The 23,047-nt window shown below is 63.3% G+C and carries 31 protein-coding genes; 19 read left to right on the forward strand and 12 right to left on the reverse strand.

Annotated elements, in window-relative coordinates:
- On the forward strand, nucleotides 1-429 hold a 429-nt coding region (locus tag NKJ55_RS29425; RefSeq protein ID WP_352452941.1), incomplete at its 5' end, for a phosphotransferase.
- 27 nt (nucleotides 430-456) lie between these two features.
- On the opposite strand, the gene NKJ55_RS29430 is transcribed toward NKJ55_RS29425, so the two are convergent.
- Nucleotides 457-924 (reverse strand): carboxymuconolactone decarboxylase family protein, encoded by a 468-nt coding sequence (locus NKJ55_RS29430; RefSeq protein WP_352452942.1) that lies wholly within the window; start codon nucleotides 922-924, stop codon nucleotides 457-459.
- A gap of 85 nt (nucleotides 925-1,009) precedes the next feature.
- Here NKJ55_RS29430 and NKJ55_RS29435 point away from each other — a divergent pair, with 85 nt between their 5' ends.
- From NKJ55_RS29435 to NKJ55_RS29455, 5 genes are all read left to right on the forward strand, one after another.
- The gene (locus NKJ55_RS29435; RefSeq protein WP_352452943.1) at nucleotides 1,010-1,681 is read left to right on the forward strand and encodes a TetR/AcrR family transcriptional regulator; all 672 of its coding nucleotides are present in this window, start codon (nucleotides 1,010-1,012) and stop codon (nucleotides 1,679-1,681) included.
- Between the two features lie 4 nt (nucleotides 1,682-1,685).
- The gene (locus NKJ55_RS29440; protein ID WP_352452944.1) at nucleotides 1,686-2,297 is read left to right on the forward strand and encodes a hypothetical protein; all 612 of its coding nucleotides are present in this window, start codon (nucleotides 1,686-1,688) and stop codon (nucleotides 2,295-2,297) included.
- Nucleotides 2,294-3,142, forward strand: a complete 849-nt coding sequence (locus tag NKJ55_RS29445) for a 23S rRNA (adenine(2030)-N(6))-methyltransferase RlmJ (RefSeq protein WP_352452945.1) — start codon at nucleotides 2,294-2,296, stop codon at nucleotides 3,140-3,142. The genes NKJ55_RS29440 and NKJ55_RS29445 overlap by 4 nt, the downstream gene beginning before the upstream one ends.
- A gap of 123 nt (nucleotides 3,143-3,265) precedes the next feature.
- Nucleotides 3,266-3,718 (forward strand): hypothetical protein, encoded by a 453-nt coding sequence (locus NKJ55_RS29450; protein ID WP_352452946.1) that lies wholly within the window; start codon nucleotides 3,266-3,268, stop codon nucleotides 3,716-3,718.
- A gap of 124 nt (nucleotides 3,719-3,842) precedes the next feature.
- On the forward strand, nucleotides 3,843-4,595 hold the full coding sequence (locus tag NKJ55_RS29455) for a sulfite exporter TauE/SafE family protein (protein ID WP_352452985.1): 753 nt from the start codon (nucleotides 3,843-3,845) through the stop codon (nucleotides 4,593-4,595).
- Between the two features lie 38 nt (nucleotides 4,596-4,633).
- On the opposite strand, the gene NKJ55_RS29460 is transcribed toward NKJ55_RS29455, so the two are convergent.
- The gene (locus NKJ55_RS29460; RefSeq protein WP_502904528.1) at nucleotides 4,634-5,269 is read right to left on the reverse strand and encodes a TetR/AcrR family transcriptional regulator; all 636 of its coding nucleotides are present in this window, start codon (nucleotides 5,267-5,269) and stop codon (nucleotides 4,634-4,636) included.
- A 62-nt stretch (nucleotides 5,270-5,331) separates the two neighbouring features.
- Between NKJ55_RS29460 and NKJ55_RS29465 the strand changes: the two genes are divergently transcribed.
- Nucleotides 5,332-5,682 (forward strand): hypothetical protein, encoded by a 351-nt coding sequence (locus NKJ55_RS29465; protein WP_352452947.1) that lies wholly within the window; start codon nucleotides 5,332-5,334, stop codon nucleotides 5,680-5,682.
- Nucleotides 5,682-5,861 (forward strand): DinB family protein, encoded by a 180-nt coding sequence (locus tag NKJ55_RS29470; RefSeq protein ID WP_352452948.1) that lies wholly within the window; start codon nucleotides 5,682-5,684, stop codon nucleotides 5,859-5,861. Before NKJ55_RS29465 ends, NKJ55_RS29470 begins: the two co-directional genes overlap by 1 nt.
- Nucleotides 5,862-6,318: 457 nt before the next feature.
- Here the strand turns inward: NKJ55_RS29470 and NKJ55_RS29475 are convergent, their stop codons facing one another.
- Nucleotides 6,319-7,200: a hypothetical protein gene (locus NKJ55_RS29475; protein ID WP_352452949.1), complete on the reverse strand. Its 882-nt coding sequence runs from the start codon at nucleotides 7,198-7,200 to the stop codon at nucleotides 6,319-6,321.
- A gap of 81 nt (nucleotides 7,201-7,281) precedes the next feature.
- On the opposite strand from NKJ55_RS29475, the gene NKJ55_RS29480 reads away from it, so the two are divergent.
- Nucleotides 7,282-7,878, forward strand: a complete 597-nt coding sequence (locus tag NKJ55_RS29480) for a glutathione S-transferase family protein (protein ID WP_352452950.1) — start codon at nucleotides 7,282-7,284, stop codon at nucleotides 7,876-7,878.
- Nucleotides 7,879-7,955: 77 nt separating this feature from the next.
- Here the strand turns inward: NKJ55_RS29480 and NKJ55_RS29485 are convergent, their stop codons facing one another.
- The gene (locus NKJ55_RS29485; protein ID WP_292662341.1) at nucleotides 7,956-8,606 is read right to left on the reverse strand and encodes an outer membrane protein; all 651 of its coding nucleotides are present in this window, start codon (nucleotides 8,604-8,606) and stop codon (nucleotides 7,956-7,958) included.
- Nucleotides 8,607-9,026: 420 nt separating this feature from the next.
- Here NKJ55_RS29485 and NKJ55_RS29490 point away from each other — a divergent pair, with 420 nt between their 5' ends.
- From NKJ55_RS29490 to NKJ55_RS29520, 7 genes are all read left to right on the forward strand, one after another.
- A complete protein-coding gene (locus NKJ55_RS29490) occupies nucleotides 9,027-9,803 on the forward strand; it encodes an SDR family oxidoreductase (protein ID WP_352452951.1) in 777 nt (258 codons plus the stop codon).
- Nucleotides 9,800-11,878: an excinuclease ABC subunit UvrC gene (gene uvrC / locus NKJ55_RS29495; RefSeq protein WP_352452952.1), complete on the forward strand. Its 2,079-nt coding sequence runs from the start codon at nucleotides 9,800-9,802 to the stop codon at nucleotides 11,876-11,878. Before NKJ55_RS29490 ends, uvrC begins: the two co-directional genes overlap by 4 nt.
- A gap of 100 nt (nucleotides 11,879-11,978) precedes the next feature.
- Nucleotides 11,979-12,575: a CDP-diacylglycerol--glycerol-3-phosphate 3-phosphatidyltransferase gene (gene pgsA, locus NKJ55_RS29500; RefSeq protein WP_023719790.1), complete on the forward strand. Its 597-nt coding sequence runs from the start codon at nucleotides 11,979-11,981 to the stop codon at nucleotides 12,573-12,575.
- A gap of 1 nt (nucleotide 12,576) precedes the next feature.
- Nucleotides 12,577-12,834 carry a molybdopterin converting factor subunit 1 gene (gene moaD / locus NKJ55_RS29505; protein WP_023677674.1) on the forward strand — a complete coding sequence of 86 codons (258 nt, stop codon included), beginning with the start codon at nucleotides 12,577-12,579 and terminating at the stop codon, nucleotides 12,832-12,834.
- A gap of 3 nt (nucleotides 12,835-12,837) precedes the next feature.
- Nucleotides 12,838-13,317, forward strand: coding sequence for a molybdenum cofactor biosynthesis protein MoaE (locus NKJ55_RS29510; RefSeq protein WP_352452953.1), 480 nt, complete (start codon nucleotides 12,838-12,840; stop codon nucleotides 13,315-13,317).
- 65 nt (nucleotides 13,318-13,382) lie between these two features.
- Nucleotides 13,383-14,150: a YbaY family lipoprotein gene (locus tag NKJ55_RS29515; protein WP_352452954.1), complete on the forward strand. Its 768-nt coding sequence runs from the start codon at nucleotides 13,383-13,385 to the stop codon at nucleotides 14,148-14,150.
- A gap of 194 nt (nucleotides 14,151-14,344) precedes the next feature.
- On the forward strand, nucleotides 14,345-14,614 hold the full coding sequence (locus NKJ55_RS29520; protein ID WP_352452955.1) for a hypothetical protein: 270 nt from the start codon (nucleotides 14,345-14,347) through the stop codon (nucleotides 14,612-14,614).
- Between the two features lie 75 nt (nucleotides 14,615-14,689).
- Here the strand turns inward: NKJ55_RS29520 and NKJ55_RS29525 are convergent, their stop codons facing one another.
- The 5 genes from NKJ55_RS29525 to NKJ55_RS29545 all read right to left on the reverse strand — a co-directional run bounded on the left by NKJ55_RS29525 (nucleotide 14,690) and on the right by NKJ55_RS29545 (nucleotide 18,337).
- Entirely contained in the window at nucleotides 14,690-15,298 is a 609-nt protein-coding gene (locus tag NKJ55_RS29525) for a class I SAM-dependent methyltransferase (protein WP_352452956.1), read from the reverse strand.
- Nucleotides 15,299-15,556: 258 nt separating this feature from the next.
- A complete protein-coding gene (gene ndk / locus NKJ55_RS29530; RefSeq protein ID WP_352452957.1) occupies nucleotides 15,557-15,979 on the reverse strand; it encodes a nucleoside-diphosphate kinase in 423 nt (140 codons plus the stop codon).
- A gap of 244 nt (nucleotides 15,980-16,223) precedes the next feature.
- Entirely contained in the window at nucleotides 16,224-16,520 is a 297-nt protein-coding gene (locus NKJ55_RS29535; RefSeq protein ID WP_352452958.1) for a DUF1905 domain-containing protein, read from the reverse strand.
- A gap of 157 nt (nucleotides 16,521-16,677) precedes the next feature.
- Nucleotides 16,678-17,313, reverse strand: a complete 636-nt coding sequence (gene bluB, locus NKJ55_RS29540; protein WP_352452959.1) for a 5,6-dimethylbenzimidazole synthase — start codon at nucleotides 17,311-17,313, stop codon at nucleotides 16,678-16,680.
- A 313-nt stretch (nucleotides 17,314-17,626) separates the two neighbouring features.
- Nucleotides 17,627-18,337 carry a glutathione S-transferase family protein gene (locus NKJ55_RS29545; RefSeq protein WP_352452960.1) on the reverse strand — a complete coding sequence of 237 codons (711 nt, stop codon included), beginning with the start codon at nucleotides 18,335-18,337 and terminating at the stop codon, nucleotides 17,627-17,629.
- A gap of 73 nt (nucleotides 18,338-18,410) precedes the next feature.
- Here NKJ55_RS29545 and NKJ55_RS29550 point away from each other — a divergent pair, with 73 nt between their 5' ends.
- From NKJ55_RS29550 to NKJ55_RS29560, 3 genes are all read left to right on the forward strand, one after another.
- On the forward strand, nucleotides 18,411-18,923 hold the full coding sequence (locus tag NKJ55_RS29550; RefSeq protein ID WP_352452961.1) for a DinB family protein: 513 nt from the start codon (nucleotides 18,411-18,413) through the stop codon (nucleotides 18,921-18,923).
- 14 nt (nucleotides 18,924-18,937) lie between these two features.
- Entirely contained in the window at nucleotides 18,938-19,237 is a 300-nt protein-coding gene (locus NKJ55_RS29555) for a hypothetical protein (protein WP_352452962.1), read from the forward strand.
- A gap of 130 nt (nucleotides 19,238-19,367) precedes the next feature.
- Nucleotides 19,368-20,156 (forward strand): GGDEF domain-containing protein, encoded by a 789-nt coding sequence (locus NKJ55_RS29560; protein WP_352452963.1) that lies wholly within the window; start codon nucleotides 19,368-19,370, stop codon nucleotides 20,154-20,156.
- 12 nt (nucleotides 20,157-20,168) lie between these two features.
- On the opposite strand, the gene NKJ55_RS29565 is transcribed toward NKJ55_RS29560, so the two are convergent.
- From NKJ55_RS29565 to NKJ55_RS29575, 3 genes are all read right to left on the reverse strand, one after another.
- Nucleotides 20,169-20,471, reverse strand: coding sequence for a DUF982 domain-containing protein (locus NKJ55_RS29565; RefSeq protein WP_352452964.1), 303 nt, complete (start codon nucleotides 20,469-20,471; stop codon nucleotides 20,169-20,171).
- Nucleotides 20,472-20,635: 164 nt separating this feature from the next.
- A complete protein-coding gene (locus NKJ55_RS29570; RefSeq protein WP_352452965.1) occupies nucleotides 20,636-22,717 on the reverse strand; it encodes an ATP-dependent helicase in 2,082 nt (693 codons plus the stop codon).
- Between the two features lie 94 nt (nucleotides 22,718-22,811).
- On the reverse strand, nucleotides 22,812-22,985 hold the full coding sequence (locus tag NKJ55_RS29575) for a hypothetical protein (RefSeq protein WP_023677660.1): 174 nt from the start codon (nucleotides 22,983-22,985) through the stop codon (nucleotides 22,812-22,814).
- Nucleotides 22,986-23,047: the final 62 nt, after the last annotated feature.

The following is a 23,047-nucleotide window of genomic DNA, read 5'->3' on the forward strand; positions in this document are numbered from 1 at the left end:
GCGGGGGGCGGGGCGGCTCTTCCCGACCCGGGCGGGGCGGTGGGGGGGGGTGGGCGGCCTCGCCACCGGCGTTGTCTCGGCCCGCCGGTCTGGGTCCATGGCGACGTCGCCTCGGGCAATCTGCTCGTCGAAGATGGCAAGCTCTACGCGGTCGTCGATTTCGGTAGTTCGGCTATCGGCGATCCTGCCTGTGATCTGGTGATCGCGTGGACGGAATTTTACGGCGAGAGCCGTCAGGCGTTCCGCGACGCCATTGCCCTTGACGAGCACAGCTGGGCGCGCGCACGGGGCTGGGCGTTGTGGAAGGCGCTGATCGTCGCTTCGGGACATGACGGCAACCAGCGCGAGGCGGAAAAATCGTGGCGGGTCATCGATGAGGTGCTGGCGGATCACACAAACAGTCGGAGCGGGAAGGCTAATTCAGTCTGAACGCGTCCCGCTCTGATAACGAAAGCATTACTGCCCGCCCATCTCCTTCCTGAACGTATCGAAATCGACCTGCATGCCGTTGAAGATGGTGCTCCAATGGCGGGTCAGCGCTGAAACGGCGACCGCCTCCTGGATCTCCTCGTCGGTGGCGCCGGCGCGCTTGGCGTCCTGCGTGTCCGACCAGATACAGTAGTTGCACGGGATTTGCGCCGCCACCGCCAGCGAGATCAGCGACTTGACCTTCGGCGGCAGCGCCGTCTTGTCGCTGAGCTGGATGGCCTTGACCTCGGCCCATGCACCGGGCAGACCGACTTTCGGGAACTGCATTACGAAACTCGGTACGCCGCCCATGGTCGACTGGATGTCCTTGACGGCTGCGTCATACTCATCGGCATAAGAAGGAGCTGCAGCCAGCGTCAGCACACAGGTGGCGGCGAGCAGGCAGGCACGGCGGATGGAAGAATGCGTTGATGAAAGAGTACGATAGGCAGACATGACGTTCTCCTCTGGCATTTGTTGGCCTTACGGTGTAAGGTAACGTCGAAAATGAACCTTACAGTGTAAGTTGTCAAGCGACACCATGGACACATCGATCAAAAAAAAGCGACTGCGCGGCCGGCTGTCTCGCGAGATGATCGAGGATGCGGCTTTGAAGGTGATCGAGAGCGAGGGCCTCGCCGGGTTTTCGATGCGCAAGCTGGCGGCAGAACTCGGCTGCGAAGCCATGAGCATCTATCACCACTTTCCTTCGGTGGCGCATCTCTTCGAAGCCTTGGTGGATCGGCTGATCGGCTCCCTCGAAATGCCCGACGCGGACCTCCCTTGGCGACAAAGGTTACGCATTGCCGTGCAGGATTTCCGCCGCGTCGCGCGTGAGCACCCGGCCTTTGCCACGTTCCTTGTAACCTACCGGATGAATTCGCCGACCTGTCTCACTTGGCTGAACGGCATCCTTGGCCTGTTCGAAGCCGGCGGCTTCGGACCGGAACTGGGTGCGCGGCTGTTCCGCACCACCGGCTATTATCTGATGGGTGCCATCCTCGACGAGACTGCCGGCTATGCAACGGGGCCTTCGGCCGTGACCATCGTCAGCGACGAGCAACTGGCGCAGGATTTTCCAAAAGTAGCTGCGGCCGGGCGTTATTTCGGCACCGCCGAATTCGACCGGACGTTTGATCTCGGCCTTGACATGCTCCTGGACGAAATGGAGCGCGCCCGCGACGGCGCCAACGCGCCGAATACCGGGTCTTGACCTCATGCGCTCTCTGTTCGCCCTGATCCTGCTCATCGGTACCGGCATCGGCGTCGTCTACCCCTGGGCGATGACCAACTTCTCCGGCCATGAGATCGGCACCTGGCGGGTGTATGACCAGGGCCGGTTCAAGCCGGTGACGGTACCCCTGAGCGCGCGCGACGGGCCGGTGCGCGTGCTGGTCGATCTTACGGCAAGAGCCGAGCGCATCGTCTCGCAGCAGCGCACTGTGTTGACCCTCACTGCCGCCACCGGCGGCAGGACGGTGCTCGCCTCGACGCTGCAGTTCAATCACTCCGACAATCCGCGCCAGGTCAGCCCGCAACTGCCGGACAGGATCTTTCGCGACGAGGCCGGCCTGATCCCGACCGTTATCCCCGGCCCTTACATCTTCACCGTCGGTCGGGGCGACGCCGAAGGCATCCCGATGCGGGCCGTCGATCTCGTCCTGCGCTCGGGTGCCGGCGAGGTCGACCGCCGGGCGCGCCCGGTCGGTTTTTCCCTGATGGCGGCCGGCCTGGTCGGGCTGGTGCTGGCATTCCGTTTCGGCGGCCGCCGGCCGGAAAATCCAAACTCGCAGCCGCCACCGCCGCGCTGGGGCAGGGGCTCCAATTGAACTATCGCCACGCCTACCACGCCGGGAACTTCGCCGACGTCGTCAAGCATGTCGTGCTCAGCCGGCTGATCGAATATCTGAAGCAGAAGGACAAGGCGTTTCGGGTCATCGACACCCATGCCGGCATCGGCCGCTACGATCTGTCCTCGACCGAAGCGCAAAAGACCGGCGAATGGCAAGGCGGCATCGGCCGGCTCGTCGATGCGGCCCTCGATGCGCCGGCGGCGGCACTGCTGGCGCCGTATCTTGAAGCCGTACGTTCGCTCAATCCGGACGGCGGCGTGAAAAAATATCCGGGTTCGCCGTTGATCGCCCGGCACCTGATGCGCAAGCAGGACCGGCTGTCGGCGGTCGAACTGCACCCTAAGGATGCCGCCAGGCTGAAGGCGCTGTTCGACGGCGACTTCCAGACCCGGGTGATCGAGCTCGACGGCTGGCTGGCCCTCGGCGCGCATCTGCCGCCAAAGGAAAAGCGCGGCCTCGTGCTCATCGATCCGCCTTTCGAGGAAGAGGGCGAGTTCGGTCGCTTGGTCGAAGGGCTGCAAAGAGCCCATCGGCGCTGGCCAGGAGGGATTTACGCGCTGTGGTATCCGCTCAAGGACCGCAGGGCGGTCGCCGCCTTCCGCAAGGCGCTGAAGCAGACGGGCATTTCGAAGCTGCTCGACATCGGTTTTGAGATCAGGCCGGCCGCCGTCGAGCCGAGCCTCGACGGCTGCGGCATGGTGGTGGTCAATCCGCCCTTCACGCTGGAAGGCGAGTTACGGACGCTGCTGCCGGCGCTGCACCGGCTGCTTGCTGTCGAGCAGCCATCGCATTGGATGCTGGACTGGCTGGCGGGAGAGTAGTTTGAGGTGCGGCCTTGCCGTTCCATCAGCGAAACCGCGTCACTACAACCGCCATCGCTACAACCGCTTGACCGCGCGTCAGCGAATCCGCACAGTGCGCGCAGTCGACCTTGAGAGGCTGCCATGACTCGCTTCGCCCAATCCGCCCTTGCCGCACTGCTCGCCGTTTGCACGCCGCTGGCCGCGCCTCTTGGCGTCACCCAGGCAGTCCAGGCGGCCGACCTTGCAATCTATACCGACGAGGATAGCGGCGTCTGCGGCGAGGCCTGGGTGCTGAACAAGATCACCGACCGCTTCTCCTATCAGGTGCATCACGTGCCGCATCTGCCGGATGTGCAGATCGTCGACTTCCAGCGCATCCACCAGCATCGCTATCTGCCGGCCGACGACACCTGGCCGATCGGCCGCCGTTATTGCGGCGCCACCGTCAGCCTCTCCGACGGCGGCGCTCGCACCATCTGGTACCTGATCGAGGAAGGCCAGGGTTTTGCCTCGATCGGCGACAATGTCGAATTCTGCGTCTCGGGCTTCGACCGCTGGATGGTCTACAACGGCCGCTGCCGCGTCCTGCGCTGATCGCGCACTCGCTGATTCCGACTTTTTAGCACCGGCCACCTGATCGACCGTCACCGTTTCCATGCGGCGCAGCATTCGCGGGAAGCGCGATCTGCTGTCACGAGTTTGCGGGGAACAGCACCACATGGATTCGCTTGTTTATACTGTTGCTCTCGGCGCGGTCGTTGCAGGCTTCGTCCAGGGGCTTTCCGGGTTCGCTTTCAGCCTGGTTGCCATGTCGATTTGGGTTTGGACCGTGGAGCCCCAGCTTGCTGCTACCATGGCGGTCTTTGGGGCGCTCACCGGCCAGATCATCGCCGCCGTCACCGTCCGCCGGGGCTTCGACTTCAAGCTTCTGCTGCCATTCCTGATCGGCGGGATCATCGGGATTCCGGTCGGTGTCGCCATCCTGCCCTTGCTGGATGTGCAGTTGTTCAAGCTGGTCTTCGGAGCGCTGCTGGTCGTTTGGTGTCCCTTGATGCTCTTTGCCCGTCGCCTCCCTCCTATCACGGTCGGAGGTCCTGTTGCAGACGGCGCAATAGGTCTGATCGGCGGCATCATGGGTGGACTTGGCGGCTTCACCGGCCCGGTTCCAACGCTGTGGTGCGTGCTGCGCCAATGGGAAAAGGACAGGCAGCGCATTGTCATCCAGAATTTTAACCTTGTGACCCTCTCCATGACGATGGCCGCCTATCTTGCGGCCGGAAAGATCAGGCTCGAAATGCTGCCGATGTTCGCCGTCGTCGCGCCGGCGATGTTGATACCGACACTCCTTGGCGCGAGACTCTACATCGGCGTTAGCGAGGCGACTTTTCGAAAGATCGTCCTCACACTCTTGGCCGCATCAGGTGCGGCATTGTTGGCATCGTCCTTGCCGCACCTCATAAGCCGGGTTTGAACGACACACAGAAATCCCGACTTCCGCCGTGCCATGCGCTATCGACCGATGCGGCCTGCTCCCGATAGGTAGGCGCAGATCAGTTCGACGAGTTGCTTTTGCAGCTCCGGCGCGGCGAGCTTGTTCCGGCGTGCCGCGTTGTGGATCACACCTTCGATCGCTGACGATAGCACGCGCGCCACGGTCTCCATGTCGGCGCCTTTCCTTGGCTTGCGGTAAGTGGCGACAGCAGTCGCATAGTGATTGAGGTATTGTGCCTGGAACGAAGCATGGGCGGCCCTGGAGCTGCGATCGCCCGGCGCCTCGTCGAGCAGCACCTGATGTAGTGTCGGGTGAATGCTGTGCGCGGCGATCATGCCGCGCACCAGCTCCTGCGCGAATTTCCTGAGCGGCTTTTGGTCTTCCGCCGAATCGCGAATGACCGACAGCACATGATCGAAGTGACGGCGCCGGACGGCAGCGAGCAGGGAAAGCTTGTCGGGAAAATACTGGTAGAGCGTGCCGATGCTTACACCTGCTGTCTCGGCAACCTTGTTGGTGGTGAAGCCGGCCCACCCCAGCCCGCTCAGAACATGAGCCGCCGCCTCGATGATCGCCTCGACGGTTGCCCTGGAACGCGCCTGGCGCGGCTGTTTGCGCATGCGCGGATGCGGTTTTGCAATGCGAGTAGACACGTTCGCCCATTCTCCTGAAAATATAAACAACATACTCGCATTTCCGGAAAAGGACACCGACCATGAATGCGCTCGCTCTGCTTCGCAGCCTGTTTGCCTATCAGGCCTGGGCCAATGACGAACTGCTGGAAAAGCTGGCGAGTCTCGACCCGCATGTTCACGGCAAGGAACGGCAAGCCGTGATACGGCTCGTCGATCACAGCCATGTGGTGTCGCGGATATTCTCGGCGCACCTGGTTGACGCAAGCCATGGCTACTCCGCCGACACCACCGAGGACACGCCGGCGTTCGACGAACTTCGCGCCGCGGTCGCAGCGACCGATCGCTGGTATCTCGATTATCTCGAACCGTGTCGTCGCGGCAGCTGTCCGAGCCCGTCGCATTCGTGTTCACCGACGGGGATAAGGCATTGATGTCGCGACAGGAAATGCTGACCCACGTCGTACTGCACGGCGACTATCATCGCGGTGAAGCCGGGCGCATCCTGGCGCAGATTTCGGTCATGCCGCCATGGGATACCTTCGCCGTCCATCTCCACAGGGCCGAGCCTTCGCGCCGGCTGCAGATGAGCCGTGAGCCGCTCGGCGCCTGAACGGCCGAGCGCATTCGATCACGCGGTCGGCTCGACCGGATCTATCGAGCGATATCCTGTCCTTCAAAAATGCGAGCTATCCGCTTACTTTCATCGCGTCGTGCAAGATAGTGCAGCGGCGAGCTCGTCGCGTTGCTTCCTACTTACCTGTAGTTTATCGTTTCGGACAAGACGAGGCGGGCGACCGCCTTCGCTCTTGACAATGTTCGCGCCGAGCGTCGGACGTTGAAGCGCAAAGCTGGTCGAAAAGGTCCTGAGCTTGACGAGAAGATCGGTCGAGATAGAGCGACCAGAATTTCTGTCGCAGAACTTCGCTGCGGGACACAAAGATTCGCAGCCGATTTTTGCGCAGGTAAAATGGTCGCGCGCTCGCCGTAACCAAAACTTAAGCTGCAAAAATCATTCTAATGCTTCGCTGGCTAGCAAGCCGCGAGTCAGATATGCAATGCGCGCCGGGTCAATAACGGCCGTCGGCACAACGGAAGGGGCATGATATGGCTAAGCAGTCATCCAAAGCGCCGGCATCCAAGGCACCGGCAAAGTCACCGGCAAAGAAAGCACCAGCAAAAGCAGCCGCGGCAAAGGCCGCAACTGCTGTGAAGAAAGCAGCACCCGCTGCCAAAGCGAAAGCCGCCGCGCCTAAGGCAAAAGCAGCGCCGGCCAAAAAGCCGGCCGCCAAGGCCGCGGCAAAACCGGCCGTGAAGAAAGCAGCACCTGCCAAGGCAAAAGCAGCACCGGCCAAGGCCAAGGCTGCACCGGCTAAGAAGGCGGCACCGGCCAAGAAGCCGGCTGCAAAGGCCGCGGCGAAGCCCGCTGCGAAGAAGGCAGCACCGGCAAAGGCCGCCGCTGCGAAATCTTCTGCAGCAGTGAAGAAAGCAGCGCCCGCGGCCAAGCCGAAGGCAGCGCCCGCAAAGGCGAAGGCCAAGAAGTAGTCGCGGTCCTGCTGTCGCAGGGGACAGTACTCAAGACAGCCAGGGCGGGATGCCGGACAGGCGCCTCGCTTCTTGGTTGACAGTCGGGCAGGACCAGAAAGAGGCGGGAGGAAGACGTCTTTTCGCAGCTCCCAGGACTTCGCCATGCGGCGAAGTCCGGTGGGATTTTCGTGGCTGCCAAAACCAACCTTCGGTGCAAGGCCGAGTTGGTAGCTAATCGGATTTGGATTGTCCGACCCGCTCGCGTCTGCCGCACTGCGGCTTATCACATCGCGATTGACGTCGAGACAATGGTTATACGCTGGCGGCGCGGTTTTCCGCCTCTGGCCGTTGATGAACCCTGCATGATCGGTCAACAGTGCCCACGCACGAGCTCCCTGTCGGAATCGATTTTCGGTGAGGGTCATGCGCGAAGTCACAATGCTACCGCGTCCTTTTGCGCGTCCAACGGGGCATATGGAGCTGTAGCCGGCAAACAGGAATCGACAATGCCCAGACTGCTCTACGCGTCTACTTCCCCCTACAGTTCCAAGGTGCGCATGGCAGCACTTTATGCCGGCATTGCGGTCGACCTCGTGCCGATAAAGACCGAGGAAAGGCCGGCCGAACTGATCGGCGCCAATCCGCTCGGCAAGATCCCGGTGCTGGTGCTCGATGACGGCCGCTCGGTCCACGACAGCCGCGCCATCACCCAGCATCTCAACCGGATGTCGAAGAACGCATTGTTTCCGCGCAATCCCGACAAGCGCCTTGAGGCGGAGGTGCTGGAGGCATTGGCCGACGGCATCTGCGACTGCGCGCTGTCGATGGTCTACGAGCGGCGCACACGGCCGGAAGAGATGGTCTACCAGCCTTGGCTCGAGCGCCAGTGGACGAAGATTTCGGACGCGCTCGATCTGCTCAACGCGAACCCGCCGAAGCTGCCGAAGAAAATCACCCTCGGCCAGATCGCATTGCGCGCCTGCCTCGGCTATCTCTCGCTGCGCTTCGCTGGAAAATGGGAAAAGGGCCGCGGCCGGCTGACGCGCTGGGCGGCACGCTTCGACGAGAAATTCCCGGAGCTGAAGCCCGCCATCCCGGCTTGAGGGCGGGCGGCCTCAACCGGTGCCACAAAAAAAGCCGGGCGCGAGGCCCGGCTTTTTCGTGTCGTGGCTTGGACGACTTAGAACTTCATACCGACGCCGAAGGTGACGCGATTGTCGGTCGACTTGACCTTGCCGATACCGTCGAAGTCCTTCCTGCCGAAGTCCGTGTAACGATACTCGACGCGGCCGAACACATTGTCGGTGATCTTGATGTCGGTACCCACGCCGGCTGTCCAGCCAAACTGCGTGTTGGTGTCGCTTACGCCGGCAGCTTCAATCTTCTGGTTCTTCAGCGCGCCACCGGCGGTGCCGTAGAGCAGGATGTCCGGGGTGACAGCGTAGCCGAGGCGGGCACGCAGCGAGCCCTCGAAGCCACCCTTGGCCTCGATGCCGGCATCGTCGCCCTTGACGCCGTTGTAGCCGATATCGGCTTCGGCACCGTAGACGAAGTTCTCCTGCTGCCAGTTATAGCCGCCGAAGACGCCGCCGACAAAACCCTTGGTGTCGACGTCGACGCCAATGTCTTTGGCTTTGGCGTGGCCAGCGAAGCCGTAGCCGACGCTCACACCGGCATAGGGACCGGCCCAGGATGCGACCGGAAGTTCTGCGATCGGGGCAGGTGCCGGCGGCTCTTCCTGAACCACGTCCGCGGCATAGGCGGTTCCGCCGAGGGCGAACAGCCCAAACGCCACCGCGAGCGGTCGCGCAAATTTAAGATTGGCTTGCATTGTTCTTTACTCCTTAAGCCACAGGACACAGGCTTGTTTTTTCATGAGCGCCCTCAACCCGTCCGGGGGGTGAAACGGATCCGGCGTTCAACGGTTCCAAATGTCGTGTCGAAATGCGGCTGAAGCGAACCTGAACTTGGGTCATTACCTGGCACGAATGAGGCAGAACCTTGACGTTGCATCTTCGCAACAGCGAATGTCAGCAGGTTCGCCGTGCTGCACTGCACACGGCTTGGTGTAAGGGCTCCAGCGCCCTATATTGCGGGCGGGCTGGCCCGAATTCCGGTCGAGCCAAAACGCCCACCGGCCACTTTGCCACAATCTTGCCCCAGGTGGAAATGGGATTTAACGCTTGGCGGGCCATAATTTGCCGGGGCGATCCCGGCAGGTCGGAATCGGCATCGGATTAAGGATTGACAGATGAGCAAGGTCGCCGCGACGGCACTGGTGACGGGCGGGGCGAAGCGGATCGGCAGGGCGATCGTCGAGGATCTTGCCGCGCATGGTTTTGCCGTCGCCATTCACTGCAATCGCTCGCTGGCCGAGGCGGAGGCACTGGCGGCCCAGATCAACAGTGGTCATTTTGGTCGACATGGCCGGGCCGCAGTGGTTGCTGCCGACCTGACCGAGATGGACGCCGTCGGCGACCTAGTCGGTCGCGCGGCGGTGGCGCTCGGGCCGGTGTCGCTGCTGGTCAACAACGCCTCGCTGTTCGAGCACGACAGCATTGAGGATTTCGACTGGCCGGCCTGGGATCGCCATTTCGCCATGCATGTCAAGGCGCCGGCGCTGTTGGCACAGACTTTCGCCCGGGCCTTGCCGCAGAACAGTGAGGGGCTGATCGTCAACATGATCGATCAGCGCGTCTGGCGGCCGACGCCGCGTTATTTCTCCTATGCGCTGTCGAAGTCGACCTTGTGGGCGGCGACCGAGATGATGGCGCAGGCGCTGGGTCCCCGCATCCGTGTCAACGCCATTGGTCCTGGCCCGACCTTGAAGAACACGCGTCAGCACGACAGCGATTTCGATGCCCAGATTGCCGGGCTGATCCTGAAACGCGGCCCGGAATTGCCGGAATTCGGTGCCACTATCCGTTATCTCTGGGCGGCACGCTCGGTCACCGGCCAGATGATCGCGCTTGACGGCGGCCAGCATCTTGCATGGCAGACGCCCGATGTGACAGGCATGACGGAATGAGCCCCATGGACCAGAAACAAAAAACGCGCGGTGGCGCCGACGACCTGCCGCCCGAAATCGACCTTGAGGACGAGGCGGCCGAGGAGGTCGTCGAGCCTGCAGCCAGCGGTCCGGACGTTACCTTCACCGCCATCGACTGGACCCCGCATGCCGGCGACGCCGACGGCATGGTCGGCGCCGAGGTGATCCAGACGCTGGTAAAGCGGCTGCCCAATGCGCCCGGCGTCTACCGCATGATGAATGCCGCCGGCGACGTGCTCTACGTCGGCAAGGCACGCAGCCTGAAGAAGCGGGTCACCAGCTACGCGCAAGGCCGGTTCCACACCAGCCGCATCGGCCGCATGGTGCGCGAGACGTCGACCATGGAGTTCGTCGTCACCCGTACCGAGATCGAAGCGCTGCTGCTTGAAGCCAACCTCATCAAGCGCTTGCGGCCACGCTTCAACGTGCTGATGCGCGACGACAAGTCGTTCCCCTATATCCTGTTGACCGGCGACCATGTCTCGCCCGGTATTTACAAGCACCGCGGCGCGCGCTCGCGCAAGGGCGACTATTTCGGCCCCTTCGCCTCGGCCGGCGCAGTTGGCCGTACCATCAACTCGCTGCAGCGCGCCTTCCTGCTCAGGAGCTGCACCGACTCCTTCTACGAGAACCGCACCCGGCCTTGCCTTTTGTTCCAGATCAAGCGCTGCGCCGGCCCGTGCACCGGCGAAATCTCGCACGGCGACTATGCAAGGCTTGTCGCCGAGGCGAAGGATTTTCTCTCCGGCCGCAGCCAGAAGGTGAAGACGGAGATCTCCGCCGCCATGCAGCAGGCTTCGGAGAACCTCGATTTCGAACGCGCCGCCATCTATCGCGATCGGCTGGCGGCGCTGTCGCATGTGCAGAGCCATCAAGGCATCAATCCGCAGACCGTCGACGAGGCCGATGTCTTCGCCATCCATCAGGAGGGCGGTCAGGTCTGCATCCAGGTGTTCTTCTTCCGCACCGGCCAGAACTGGGGCAACCGCGCCTATTTTCCCAAGGCCGATCCGGCGCTCGAAGCCGGCGAGGTGCTGGGATCGTTCCTGGCGCAGTTCTACGACGACAAGCCGACGCCGCGCACCATCCTGTTGTCGCATGGCGTCGAGGACCAGGAATTGCTGGCGGAGGCCCTCTCCACCCGCGCCGGCCGCAAGGTGTCGATCTCCGTGCCGCAGCGCCGCGAGAAGAAGGACCTGACCGACAACGCGCTGCAGAACGCGCGCGAGGCGCTCGGCCGGCGGCTCGCCGAAACCTCGACCCAGGCGCGGCTGCTCACTGGCTTTGCCGAGACCTTCGGCCTGGAAAAACCGCCGGTGCGCATCGAGGTCTATGACAACTCGCACATCATGGGCACCAACGCCGTCGGCGCCATGGTCGTCGCTGGGCCGGAAGGTTTTGTGAAGAACCAGTATCGAAAGTTCAACATCCGCTCGACCGAGATCACGCCGGGCGACGATTTCGGCATGATGCGCGAGGTGATGCAGCGGCGCTTTTCGCGGCTGTTGAAGGAACATGGTGACGCCCCGCAAACCGAGGGCGCGGACGAGGCGAGCCCTACCGAACCGGGCGACGATATCGAGGACGCGGGCGGCTTCCCCGCCTGGCCCGACGTCATCCTCATCGACGGCGGCCAGGGCCAGATGACGGCGGTGCGCAAGATTCTCGCCGATCTCGGCATCGAGGACCGCGTCGTGGCCATCGGCATCGCCAAGGGTCAGGACCGCGATGCCGGCCGCGAACGCTTCTTCGTCAAGGGCAAGGCCCCATTCTCGCTGCCCGTTCGCGATCCGGTGCTCTATTTCGTCCAGCGGCTGCGCGACGAAGTCCATCGCTTCGCCATCGGTTCGCACCGCGCCCGCCGCAAGAAGGAGATGGTCAAGAGCCCGCTCGACGAGATCAGCGGCATCGGCCCCGGCCGCAAGCGCGCGCTGCTGATGCATTTCGGTACGGCCAAGGCGGTCAGCCGTGCCGCCGTCGAGGACCTGGTCAAGGTCGACGGCATTTCGGAGCAGGTGGCGAAATTGGTCTACAATCATTTTCACGAGAGCTAAGACCTATTGCCGATATTTCGGCTGGCTAATCGATTCTGGCCTGTTGACCCCCCACATTCGCTTCTGATTTGACTAAGCAGGCAGAAAGAGTTCCCAAAACATGTCCCAGCGCGCGTTCAACCTGCCCAACATGCTCACTTACGCCCGCATCCTGGCGGTGCCGCTGGTGGTGCTGTGCTTCTTCCTGGAAGGGCATCTGAAATCGAGCGACTTCGCCCGCTGGTCGGCGCTCATCATTTTCCTGCTCGCCTCGATCACCGATTACTTCGACGGCTATCTGGCGCGCGCCTGGCAGCAGACCTCCAACATCGGCAAGATGCTCGACCCGATCGCCGACAAGCTGCTGGTCGCCACTTGCCTGCTGCTGCTTGCCGCCGACACCGACCGCCATGCCGGCATCGCCGGCTGGTCGCTATGGGCGGCGATCATCATCCTGTGCCGCGAGATCCTGGTCTCGGGCCTGCGCGAATATCTGGCGGCCTTGAAGGTCTCGGTGCCGGTGACGCAGCTCGCCAAATGGAAGACCACCATCCAGATGATCGCCATCGCCTTCCTGCTTGCAGGTCCCGCCGGCGACAAGATCTTCCCGCTGACCACCCAGACCGGGCTGGTGCTGCTGTGGATCGCAGCCCTGGTGACGCTCTACACCGGCTACGACTATTTCCGCGCCGGCCTCAAGCACATCATGGATGAATAAAATGTCGACGAAGCTCATCTATTTCGCCTGGGTGCGCGAGCGGATCGGCAGACCGGAGGAAGAGGTCGAACTGCCGGCCGGCATCGAAACGGTCGCCGACCTGTTGCGCTGGCTGAAATCGCGCGGCGAGGAGTACGAGAACGCGCTGCAATATCCTGACGTGATCCGCGTCGCCATCAACCAGGAACATGTCGAGCACCGCGAGAAGATCGCCGGCGCGCGCGAGATCGCGCTGTTCCCGCCGATGACCGGTGGCTGAACCATGTCCGCGGTGGTGCCGGTCGTGCGCATCCAGGCGGAGGATTTCGACGTCGCCGCCGAGATCGCCAGGCTGACCAGGGGTCGCAACGATATCGGCGCTGTGGTGACCTTCTCCGGCCTTTGCCGCGACGAGCAAGGCAGGCTCTCGGCGCTCGAGCTCGAACATTATCCCGGCATGGCGGAAGCCGAGATATCCCGCATCGCCGGCGAGGCAATCGATCGCTGGCCGCTGCAGGGGCTCACCGCGATCCATCGCCACGGCAAGATCGCGCCCGGCGAAAACATCGTGCTGGTAGTGGCGGCTTCCGCCCACCGGCAAGCGGCGTTCGAGGCCGCGAATTTCCTGATGGACTATTTGAAATCACGCGCGCCGTTCTGGAAAAAGGAACACCATAGCGACGGTTCCGAGGGCGGCTGGGTCGACGCCAAGGATGCCGACGACAAGGCGGCGAGCCGCTGGAAGCAGCCGCCGTCCGAATAAATCCCGCGACAGCCATTCATTGACCGCAATCCTGCGAAACCCTTGGCCGGAAGGGGAGCAGGATCATGCTGGACAGGATCGCCGAGTTCTTCATCTTCGGACTGGTGCCGCTGGCCGTCGGCATCCTGGCCGTCCCGGATCGTTCCGCGGCTGCCGAAAAGACCCTCAAGGGCGAGGTGATGTATCGCGAGCGCATCGCGCTGCCGCCCAATGCCGTGCTTTCCGTGCAGCTTGCCGACGTGTCGCTGGCCGACGCGCCGGCCGCAATCATCGGTGAGCGCAAGGTGGTGCCGGCCGGCCAGGTGCCGATCAAGTTCGAGATCAGCTTCGATCCGCAGGTGATCCGGCCTGATATGACCTACGCGCTGCAGGCGCGCATCACTGTCGACGACCGGCTGCTGTTCGTCACCGATGCGCGCCACCAGGTCGACCCGCTCAGCGACGCGCCACAGACCATTATGCTGAAAATGGCGGCGCCGAGCGATGCGCCGGCGGCAGCCTCGGTGTTCGGCCAAAGCTGGCTGGTCGAATATATCGACGGTGTCGGCGTGATTGCCGAGCCGCGGGCGACATTCCGCATCAGCGAAGCCGGCAAGGCCGGCGGCAGCGGCCCTTGCAACGTCTATTTCGCCACTGCCAGGGTAGACGGCTCGACGATCGCCATCAGCGACATCGGCTCGACCTTCAAGGCCTGCGCGCCTCAGGTCATGGTCGAGGAAAAGGCGCTGTTCGAGGCGCTGGCCAAGGCGGCATCCTACCACGTCGACGCCGGCAAGCTTGTCATCATTGACAGCGGCGGCCGCGACATTCTGCGCTTCAACGCCGCGAGCTAGCGCATCACCCAAGCCGATTACTCTCTGCGGCAGCTGCATGCCGATCACGTTGTGTTTCAGCGGGAATAGGCCGGGCAGGGGGCGCGTTAGTTCCACATAAAATGGCGGGTAAGGCAAACGGGACGTTTGTCCCTTCGTTGAAGCCGCCAGAATGGCTGCGGCTCGTTCTGGCCTTAACTCAAAGGAGTCCAGACATGAAAACGCACACGCTTATCCTTGCCGCCACCGGTGCATCGCTCCTTGCCTTTACCGGCCTTGCCAAGGCGGACGACCATCTCGTCAATGCTCTTGACCACGGTCTCAAAGCGGAGAGCCAACCGTTCCAGACCAACAAGGCCGGCCATAGCGGCGATCTCGCACCGGGGCAGGGCAGCCCGTTTTCAGGTGAAGAGACCAAGACCCCGTCCACCGACACGGAAGCGGCGAACGAACATGCGAACGTGAAGGAACGCCAGGCGAAATAGACCGGCAGAACCCGCCGCTAGGGGGCGGCGGGCGACATGTATCGGGCGACGATGCCGCATTTCATGCGATATTTCTCAATTCGTCGCGAGTTTGAATACCGCGCCATAGTGATAGGGCGGCACATCAACCAGCTCGGCGAGCTTGAACCCGCTCGCTTCCACCGACGCGGTGGTCTGTTCGGGTGACAGCCTCAGCTCGGTCTTTGGCCCGCGCGGCTCGCCCAGGACCGTGGTCTGCTCGCGCGGATACTGGTGCCAGTTGACGATGGCAAAACGACCGGCAGGGCCAAGCGTCGCGCGCACGGCGCGGGCAAGCCGCGGCCGATCCGGAACGCCGTGGAAAGCGTTGGCGATAAAGACGAAGTCGACGGTTTGAGGCACCAGCCTGGCAAGTTCATAGGCGTCGCCCGCCAAAAACTCGCAATTGCTCGCGCCTCCTTCGGCCAGCCGCAGCCTGGCGACTTCGAGCAGATCGGCATCAATGTCGATAGCGATCACATGACGGGCGACCCTGGCGATTGGCAGCGTGAACCAGCCGTCGCCGCAGCAGAGATCGACCACGTCCGTGCCGGGCTTCATGCCGACTGCCGCCAGGACACTGGCAGGCTCGGGCCACAGCGCTTCCCACCAGCCGCTGGTTGGCATTTCGGTGCCTTGGAAGAAACCGGGAATGGTGCTGGTCATGGCCTGGTCGGCTCCATTGTCGGGACCGCGGTTGATCCGCCCCTCCGAGCTTAACGCACCCGTGACCCGTCGAGGAGCCTGAAGCTGAAAATGTCCGCTACTGCATGTCGCGCAAAAGTGTGCAGCGGTTTTGCGATAATGACATGCATCAAGACAAGAAACTTGAAGCGCGTCGCATGAGGCCGGTCGAACGCGACGCGCTTTAGCAAAAAAGGCCGGCGTTGCGCCGGCCTCTTCGATGGGGTTCGGGATGCCGGCTCAGCCGACGATCTCGGTGTCCGAGAACCAGTATTTGATCTCCTGCGCAGCGGTTTCCGGCGCATCGGAACCGTGCACGGAGTTCTCGCCGATCGACAGTGCGTGCAGCTTGCGGATGGTGCCTTCGGCGGCGCTTGCCGGATTGGTGGCGCCCATCACTTCGCGGTTCTTGGCAATGGCGTGCTCGCCTTCCAGTACCTGCACGACTGTCGGGCCCGACGACATGGATTCGACCAGCTCGCCGAAGAACGGACGCTCCTTGTGGACGGCATAGAAACCTTCCGCCTCGCGGCGGCTCATCCACACCCGGCGCGAAGCGACGACGCGCAGACCGGCATCTTCCAGCATCTTGGTGATAGCGCCGGTGAGATTGCGGCGGGTCGCGTCCGGCTTGATCATGGAAAAGGTGCGTTCGAGCGCCATGGGATCGTCCTTGTGATGGAGAGTGGAATTGAGGGTGGCGGGCTCTATACAAGCCGCCCGCCGCCTTGCCAAGGGGAGGCCGGCCCGGCGCGCATTTCTGCGCTGGGGCGGCGGACTTTCAAGTCGAACCATGCCGCCGCTCCATCTTTTTGCTGAGCATCGGATTTTCCAGAAACCGTACTCACTTTGGGTCCGATCGACTGGCCGCCCTATAGCGCGTCGTCGTCAGCCTGAGACTACGTCGTCATAACTGCATCTCAATCGTCAGGTTGGCCGTGTCGCCAGCCCCGAGGCCTTCGCGGACCCGCACCGCAGTCTTGATCGGCAAGAGCAGACTGCCGGATTTCTTGTCGGGAAACAGCGATGTCCGCCATCTGGTCTGGCCGACGACGGCTTCCACGCCAAGCGAGCCCCAGGGCCTTGCCATCCCCAGCATCGCCGTCTTGATCCGGGCTCCAAGCTCCGGCGGCAGCGTCACGAAATGCCAGCCGCCCTTGCCCGGATAGACCCAGATCTGGGCCTGCATGTCGTAGCGAAACATTCTATGCCCTTCCTCAGGTTAAGGCCGTCACGACTGGCTTTGCCATGGTGTCTTGCTGGCAATGATGACGATCGGCGAAACCATCCATGACATCCACAGCCCTGCAGGGGGAGGAGTCATTCTTCAGCGCAAAGAGGATGGCAGCGCCGCCATTGCACTACCGCCTTATCACGATCGAAGCGCGCCGGACCTCCCAGCCTTCCCGTTCCAGTTCCGGCACGCTGTGTTCCTCCGAGGGATAGCCGACGCAGAAATAGCCGATCAGCGTCCACTCCGCCGGCACGTCCATGATCGTCGCCATCTCGGCCGGATCGAGGATCGAGACCCAACCCATGCCTATTCCTTCGGCGCGCGCCGCCAGCCACATCGTGTGGACCGCCATGACAGCGGAATAGTCTATGGTGGCTGGCATGGTCAGGCGGCCGAGCCCATGCCCTTGCTCGGTTGCGCGGTCGGCGAAAACCGCAAGTTGGCAGGGCGCCTCATTCAAGCCGGCAAGCTTCAGGCGCGAATACAGGGCGGCGCGTTCACCGCAAAAGCTTTGGAGTGCCTCCGCGTTGCAGCGCTCGAAGCAGGCCCTGACGGCGGCGCGGCATGCCTCGCTCTCGGCGACGACGAAGCGCCAGGGCTGGCTCAGCCCGACGGACGGTGCGGCGCTGGCAAGCTCCAGTAGCCGCTCCAGCGCTCCATCGGGGAGCGGCGTCGACTTGAACCGCCTGACGTCGCGCCGCCACAGGAAAAGGTTGGCGAGCGCAGCGCGAAAATCGGCCGGGAACTCTGGGTTTGCGGTCATGGCGCGCTGCCTTTGTTGTGATTGCCCGGTTCGCCGGATGTTCGTCTTGTTTGCTTCGATCCAGGCGCTGATGAGGCGCTTCGAGCGACACTTCGTCTACCCGCATTGTCGCATTTCGCCGGCTGGCAACTTTCAGCTAAGGCCGGACGACGTCCCTGCCGGCAACGCCGTTGGACCTCGATCGGCAAAACAAAACCCGCCTCGGCAGGCCGGGCGGGCGTCGGTGCGAATCATCACCATATCGGGATTAGTAGCATAGCTGCCGGCACAAAGCAAGAACAAAATGTGCCGCCGCCGATGAAAACTGCCGATTTCAACTCTCGAGGCGGGAGATCGCTGCCGCCACGACGTTGCGGCCGAGGCCGCCATGCAGATCGAGGCATCGTTCGAACCATTGCGCCACGACGTCGCCGTCGTCGAGCAGCCGGTAGGGCGTGGCGATGCGCGCCCATTGCAGCGCGCCGAAGACGATGTAGTCGGCAAACAGCGCCGACCGGCCGCCGATGAACGGCTGATAGCCAAGCATCGAGCGCAGCGGCTCCAGCGAGGCGCGGAAGCCGGCGAGCCCGGCGTCGCGGGTGGCGTAAACCGCCTCCAGGCGCTTGCCGAAGCGCTGCTCGCGGTTCTGCCGGAAATAGGCGGCGTTCGCCTCGTCCTGCATGGCGTGCAGGTCCAGTATCGCAGCGGTGGTGACGTAGGGATGGATGGTCAGCTGCGACCAGCGTTCGATGAAGCGCGCCGTCGCCTTGCCGCCGTCGCCGGAAAACAATGTCGGGCGCTCAGGATAGGCCTCCTCGAGATAGAGCGCGATAGCGAAGGAATCGGCGACCACCGTCTCGCCGTCGCGGATCACCGGAACGAGCTTCGAGACGCCGCCTTCCACCTTCGGCACTTCGAGGAAACGGGTCGGCTCGCTGGTGATGTCGAGCCCTTTGTGGGCCAGCGCCATCGCCGCCTTCCAGCAATGTGGGCTGAATGGGCGGGCGGCGTCGCGTCCGACAAGGTCATAGAGCAGAATGGTCATTGGCGGCAGCGTCCTTGCAGTCTAACTATGCCCGAAACAGACCCGCGCAGGGGGTCTCGCAGGTCGAGAGAAAATGAAACAGCATTTCAGGATGTTTGCGGCCTACAATCAATGGGCCAACGGCCGCATCTACGATGCCGCCGCCGATCTCGACGAGGAAGAGTTCGACCGCAATGTCGGCGCCTTCTTCGGTTCGATGATGGGAACGCTCAACCACCTCCTGGCAGCCGACCGTATCTGGATGAAACGCTTCACCGGCGAGGGCGACGCGCCGGCAAGGCTCGACACGGTCCTGCACCGCGCCTTGCCAGGCTTGCGGCTGGCGCGCGAGGCCGAGGACAAACGGATCATCGACTGGGTCGACGGCCTGAGCGACAAGGCGCTGTCGGGCCGCTTCTCCTACATGACCGTCTCGGATATGCGCACCGTCTCGCAGCGGCTGGCGCCGGCGCTCGACCACTTCTTCAACCACCAGACCCACCATCGCGGCCAGGCGCATGCGATCCTGACCATTCTGGGCAAGCCAAGCCTCGGACTGGACCTGACGATGTTCCAGCGCAGCGAGGAGGGCAGGGCTTTCGCCTGAACCTGGGGCGGCTGGTGAAGCGGACGGTGGATAGAGGGCGATCTGCCGAGATTGCAAAACGCGCCAAAACATTTTATGGAGCGGACGGTCGTGAGGGCGGCCGCTTCAGCAGCATTCAGCAGCAACAGCGAGAATTGGCACGCATGCCCAATGAACCCTTGCGCCTTGTGGCGTTCTTCGCCGTGGTCCTGGCGCTCCTCAACTCCGGTTATTATTTCCACCAGGGCGACATTGTCGCGACCATCTATTTCATGATCGGCGCTATTCTTGTGACCGCGGTCACGCGGATGAGCATCAGAAGGCAGCTGATTTAGGACCGATCTCCTTATCTGGCCGCCATCTCGACGGCTGGTTCGCTTCGACTGCGATCGAATTGAAAGCAAAGTCTTAGGACTTCGTTTGCGCTGTTGCTTCAAGGTAGCCGGCTGAAGCAGGAGCAAAAGCATGCAGATCGATTTGTCCCCGACGAGCTGGGGCAGGGTCGTGGCGGTTACCGTCGCGGGCACGGCGGTCTGCATTGCAGCCGCGTTCTTCGTCGATTCCTTCAATTTCCCGTATTTGTCGCCGGAAGCGCTGTGGCGGGCGCAGCTCACAGACCTGCTGCTGCCGCTTGTCCTGGCCAGCTCGTTCTTCTTCTTCCTCATGTGGAAAATGCGCCAGCTGGCGATCGCGCAGAAGGTACTGGCCGTCGTCGCGGCGACCGACAGCCTGACGGCGGTATTCAACCGGGGTGCATTTTCCATGCTCGTCGAGGCCTATCTCGAACAGGCCCGCAGCCATTCCGTCGTAAATGCCGGAGCCTTGCTGATCGTCGATGCCGACCATTTCAAATCCGTCAATGACCGCCTCGGCCACGACTGCGGAGACCAGGCGCTCAAGCTGATCGCCAGGACAATCCAGGGCCAGCTACGCGGCGCCGACATCGTCGGCCGGATCGGCGGCGAGGAATTTGCGGTTTTCCTTCCCGGCGCGGATCCTTCGCAGTCCTGGCTGGTGGCGGAGACAATTCGCCGGCGCGTCCGTGAGGCGGAGTTCACGCCTGGCGGCCGGCCCTGTCCTCTCACGGTCAGCATCGGCGGCGTCGCCTTCAGCGGGCCGACCACCTACGCCGAGATGTTCGTGGTGGCGGACAAGCACCTTTACAAGGCCAAATCGAACGGCCGCGATCAGGTCAGTTTCGAAACCGCGGCAGCGGGCGACCCGCCGGGCGGCGGCCCGATGACGGTCCATTGATGGTCGTTTCTGTCAGGCGGCGTAGCCGCCGAGGCCCCGGGCGACCGGCTTGACCGAGACTGCCGGCTGGGCGGCCGGCCAGAGGATGCCTGCCGTTACGGCAAAGGTGATCAGGGCGTCGCGTGCCGCTTCGGCCGAGATCTCGCCGGCACGTGCCGCCTCGCAGGCCTTCACCGCGGCGCCATAGCTCAGCCGGCGGCGCGAAGGCGGGAACTCGGTGAGGAATTCGTGCATCTCGGAGAACGAAGCGATCGTACGCTTGTAGCCGGCGCCAACGGTTAGGGCGACCGGGGTGGAAAACGTCCTGTCGTGCATTCTGGCCTCTCGAATGGGCGGAGGTCACGGCGGACGCCGTTCTCCGGTCTGGGGGTCGGGCAGAAACGCGGATCACGGCGCGAGGTTCCATGTTGCCGGTATTGTTTTTTCGCCGGCTCCGGGAGCGGTCGCCGGGCGAGCAGCGCCGACGTCGAGGCGGGTGCCTATTTCCACATGCCGCGCATGCGGGCGCCGAGGTCGACACGCACCTGCGGCTGGCGGCGCGGATCGTCCGGGGCCTGGACGCTGGCCCAAGCCACCTGTTCGAAGGCGCCTAGGATCGAGCGCGGGATGAAGCGCGTGCGCGAGGCATAGACATGGCGGTCGCCGCGCGCCGCCTGGCCGTGGACGAAAAAGCGATGCGGCATGACCAGGTGCAGGCTGTCCTTGGCCCGCGTCATCGCCACGTAGAGCAGCCGCCGCTCTTCGTCGACGTCCTCCTTGCTGCCGACGCCGAGATCGATCGGGATGCAGCCGTCGACGGTGTTGAGCACGAAGACGTTCTTCCACTCCTGGCCCTTGGCCGAATGGATCGTCGACAGGATCAGATAATCCTCGTCGCGGTGCGGCGGGCCGGCCTCGTCGCTGGTCGCGTCCGGCGGATCGAGTGTCAGCTCGGTGAGGAAGCGCTCGCGCGACGCATAGCCGGAAGCGATCTGCTCGAGCTGCAGGAGATCGGCCCGGCGCGTCGTTGCATCCTCGTGGATACGTTCCAGATGCGGCTCGTACCAGAGCCTGACCTGTTCGATGTCGGCCGGCCATTTTTGCGCGCCGGCGCGCAGGCCGCTATAGAGCGCGACAAAGCCCGGCCAATCGTCGGCGGCACGCTGCGGCGGCCGATAGCGGGCAAGCCCCATCGTCTCGTCAAGCGAATTTGCCATGGTCTCGACGATCGCATTGGCGGCCGAAGGGCCGATGCCCGGCAGAAGTTGCAGCACGCGAAAGCCGGCGACGCGGTCGCGCGGGTTTTCGGCAAAGCGCAGCACGGCCAGCAAGTCCTTGACGTGAGCTGCATCGAGAAATTTCAGCCCGCCGAACTTGACGAAGGGGATGTTGCGGCGCGTCAGCTCGATCTCCAGCGGGCCGCTATGGTGCGAGGCGCGAAACAGCACCGCCTGTGCTTTGAGAACGGTGCCGGCCTCGCGTTCGGTGAGTATCGCCTGGCAGACATAGCTCGCCTGCTCGGTCTCGTCGCGCACACTCACCAGCTTCGGCTTTTCCGCAGATTTGCGCTCGGTCCAGAGATTTTTGGTGAAACGTTCCGACGCTTCGCCGATTACCGCATTGGCGGCCGCCAGGATCGTCTCGGTCGAGCGGTAGTTGCGCTCCAGCATGACGACCTCGGCCGGCTGCGCGAACTGCTTGGGAAAATCCAGGATATTGCGCACTTCCGCGGCGCGGAACGAATAGATCGACTGCGCGTCGTCGCCGACCACCGTCAGCCCCGATCCGTCGGGCTTGAGCGCCGTCAGGATCGATGCCTGCAGCCGGTTGGTGTCCTGGTACTCGTCGACCAGCACATGGTCGAAACGTGCACCCAGATGCGCGGCGATTTCCGGCTCGCCGGCCATCTGCGCCCAGTAGAGCAGCAGGTCGTCGTAATCGAGCACGTTCTGCCCCTGCTTGGCCTCGACATATCGGGCGAACAATTGCTTCAGCTGTTCGGCCCAGCCGGCGCACCACGGGAACACCGAACCCAGCACCTCGCCGAGCGGCGCCTGTGCGTTGACGGCGCGCGAATAGATCGCAAGGCAGGTGCCCTTGGTCGGGAAGCGGGCTTCGGTCTTCGAAAACCCAAGCTCGTGGCGGGCGAGGTTCATCAGGTCGGCGGAATCCTCGCGATCGTGGATGGTGAAGGCCGGATCGAGGCCGATCTTCAGCGCATAATCGCGCAGCAGCCTGGCGCCGATGCCGTGGAACGTGCCGGCCCAGCTCAGCGCATCGGTAATCACCGAGGCATCGCGCCCCAGCACCTCGCCGGCGATGCGCTCGACCCGCTTGGCCATTTCCGCTGCGGCACGGCGCGAAAATGTCATCAAAAGGATGCGGCGCGGGTCGGCACCCCTGACGATCAGATGCGCGACCCGGTGCGCCAGCGTGTTGGTCTTGCCGGAGCCGGCGCCGGCAATCACCAGCAACGGTCCGGCGATCTTGCCGTCGCCATGTTCGACGGCAAGCCGCTGCTCGGCGTTGAGCTTCGCCAGATAGGCCGGCTGGAAGGACGAATCACGGGCGGCGAGGTTCATCGCCCATCAAGCATCGTTTCTGCTTTGTTCGCAACGGTTTGCGGAGCCGGAATAGGGCCCGTGAGCGAAGAAGCCTTGCGGGCAGGCCTGTCGACTAACGCTCGGGCTCGACGCCCATCCTTGCCGATTGCCGCCGTAGCGCCTCGCGATCGTCCTGTGGCGGTGGCAACAGCAGCGGATCGAAATCGTCGGGCACCTCGTCGATCACTTTCTTGGCGACGCGATAGGCAACATAGACGATTGCCCCGGCGATGAGCAGACGGATCATGCCATCCTCCATTGATTGTGGAGCAACCGGAGACGCGGCATTTTGTTCCCGGGCCTCTTGGC

Origin of the sequence: Mesorhizobium sp. M0106 (assembly GCF_040322715.1) — a bacterium.
GTDB lineage: Bacteria > Pseudomonadota > Alphaproteobacteria > Rhizobiales > Rhizobiaceae > Mesorhizobium.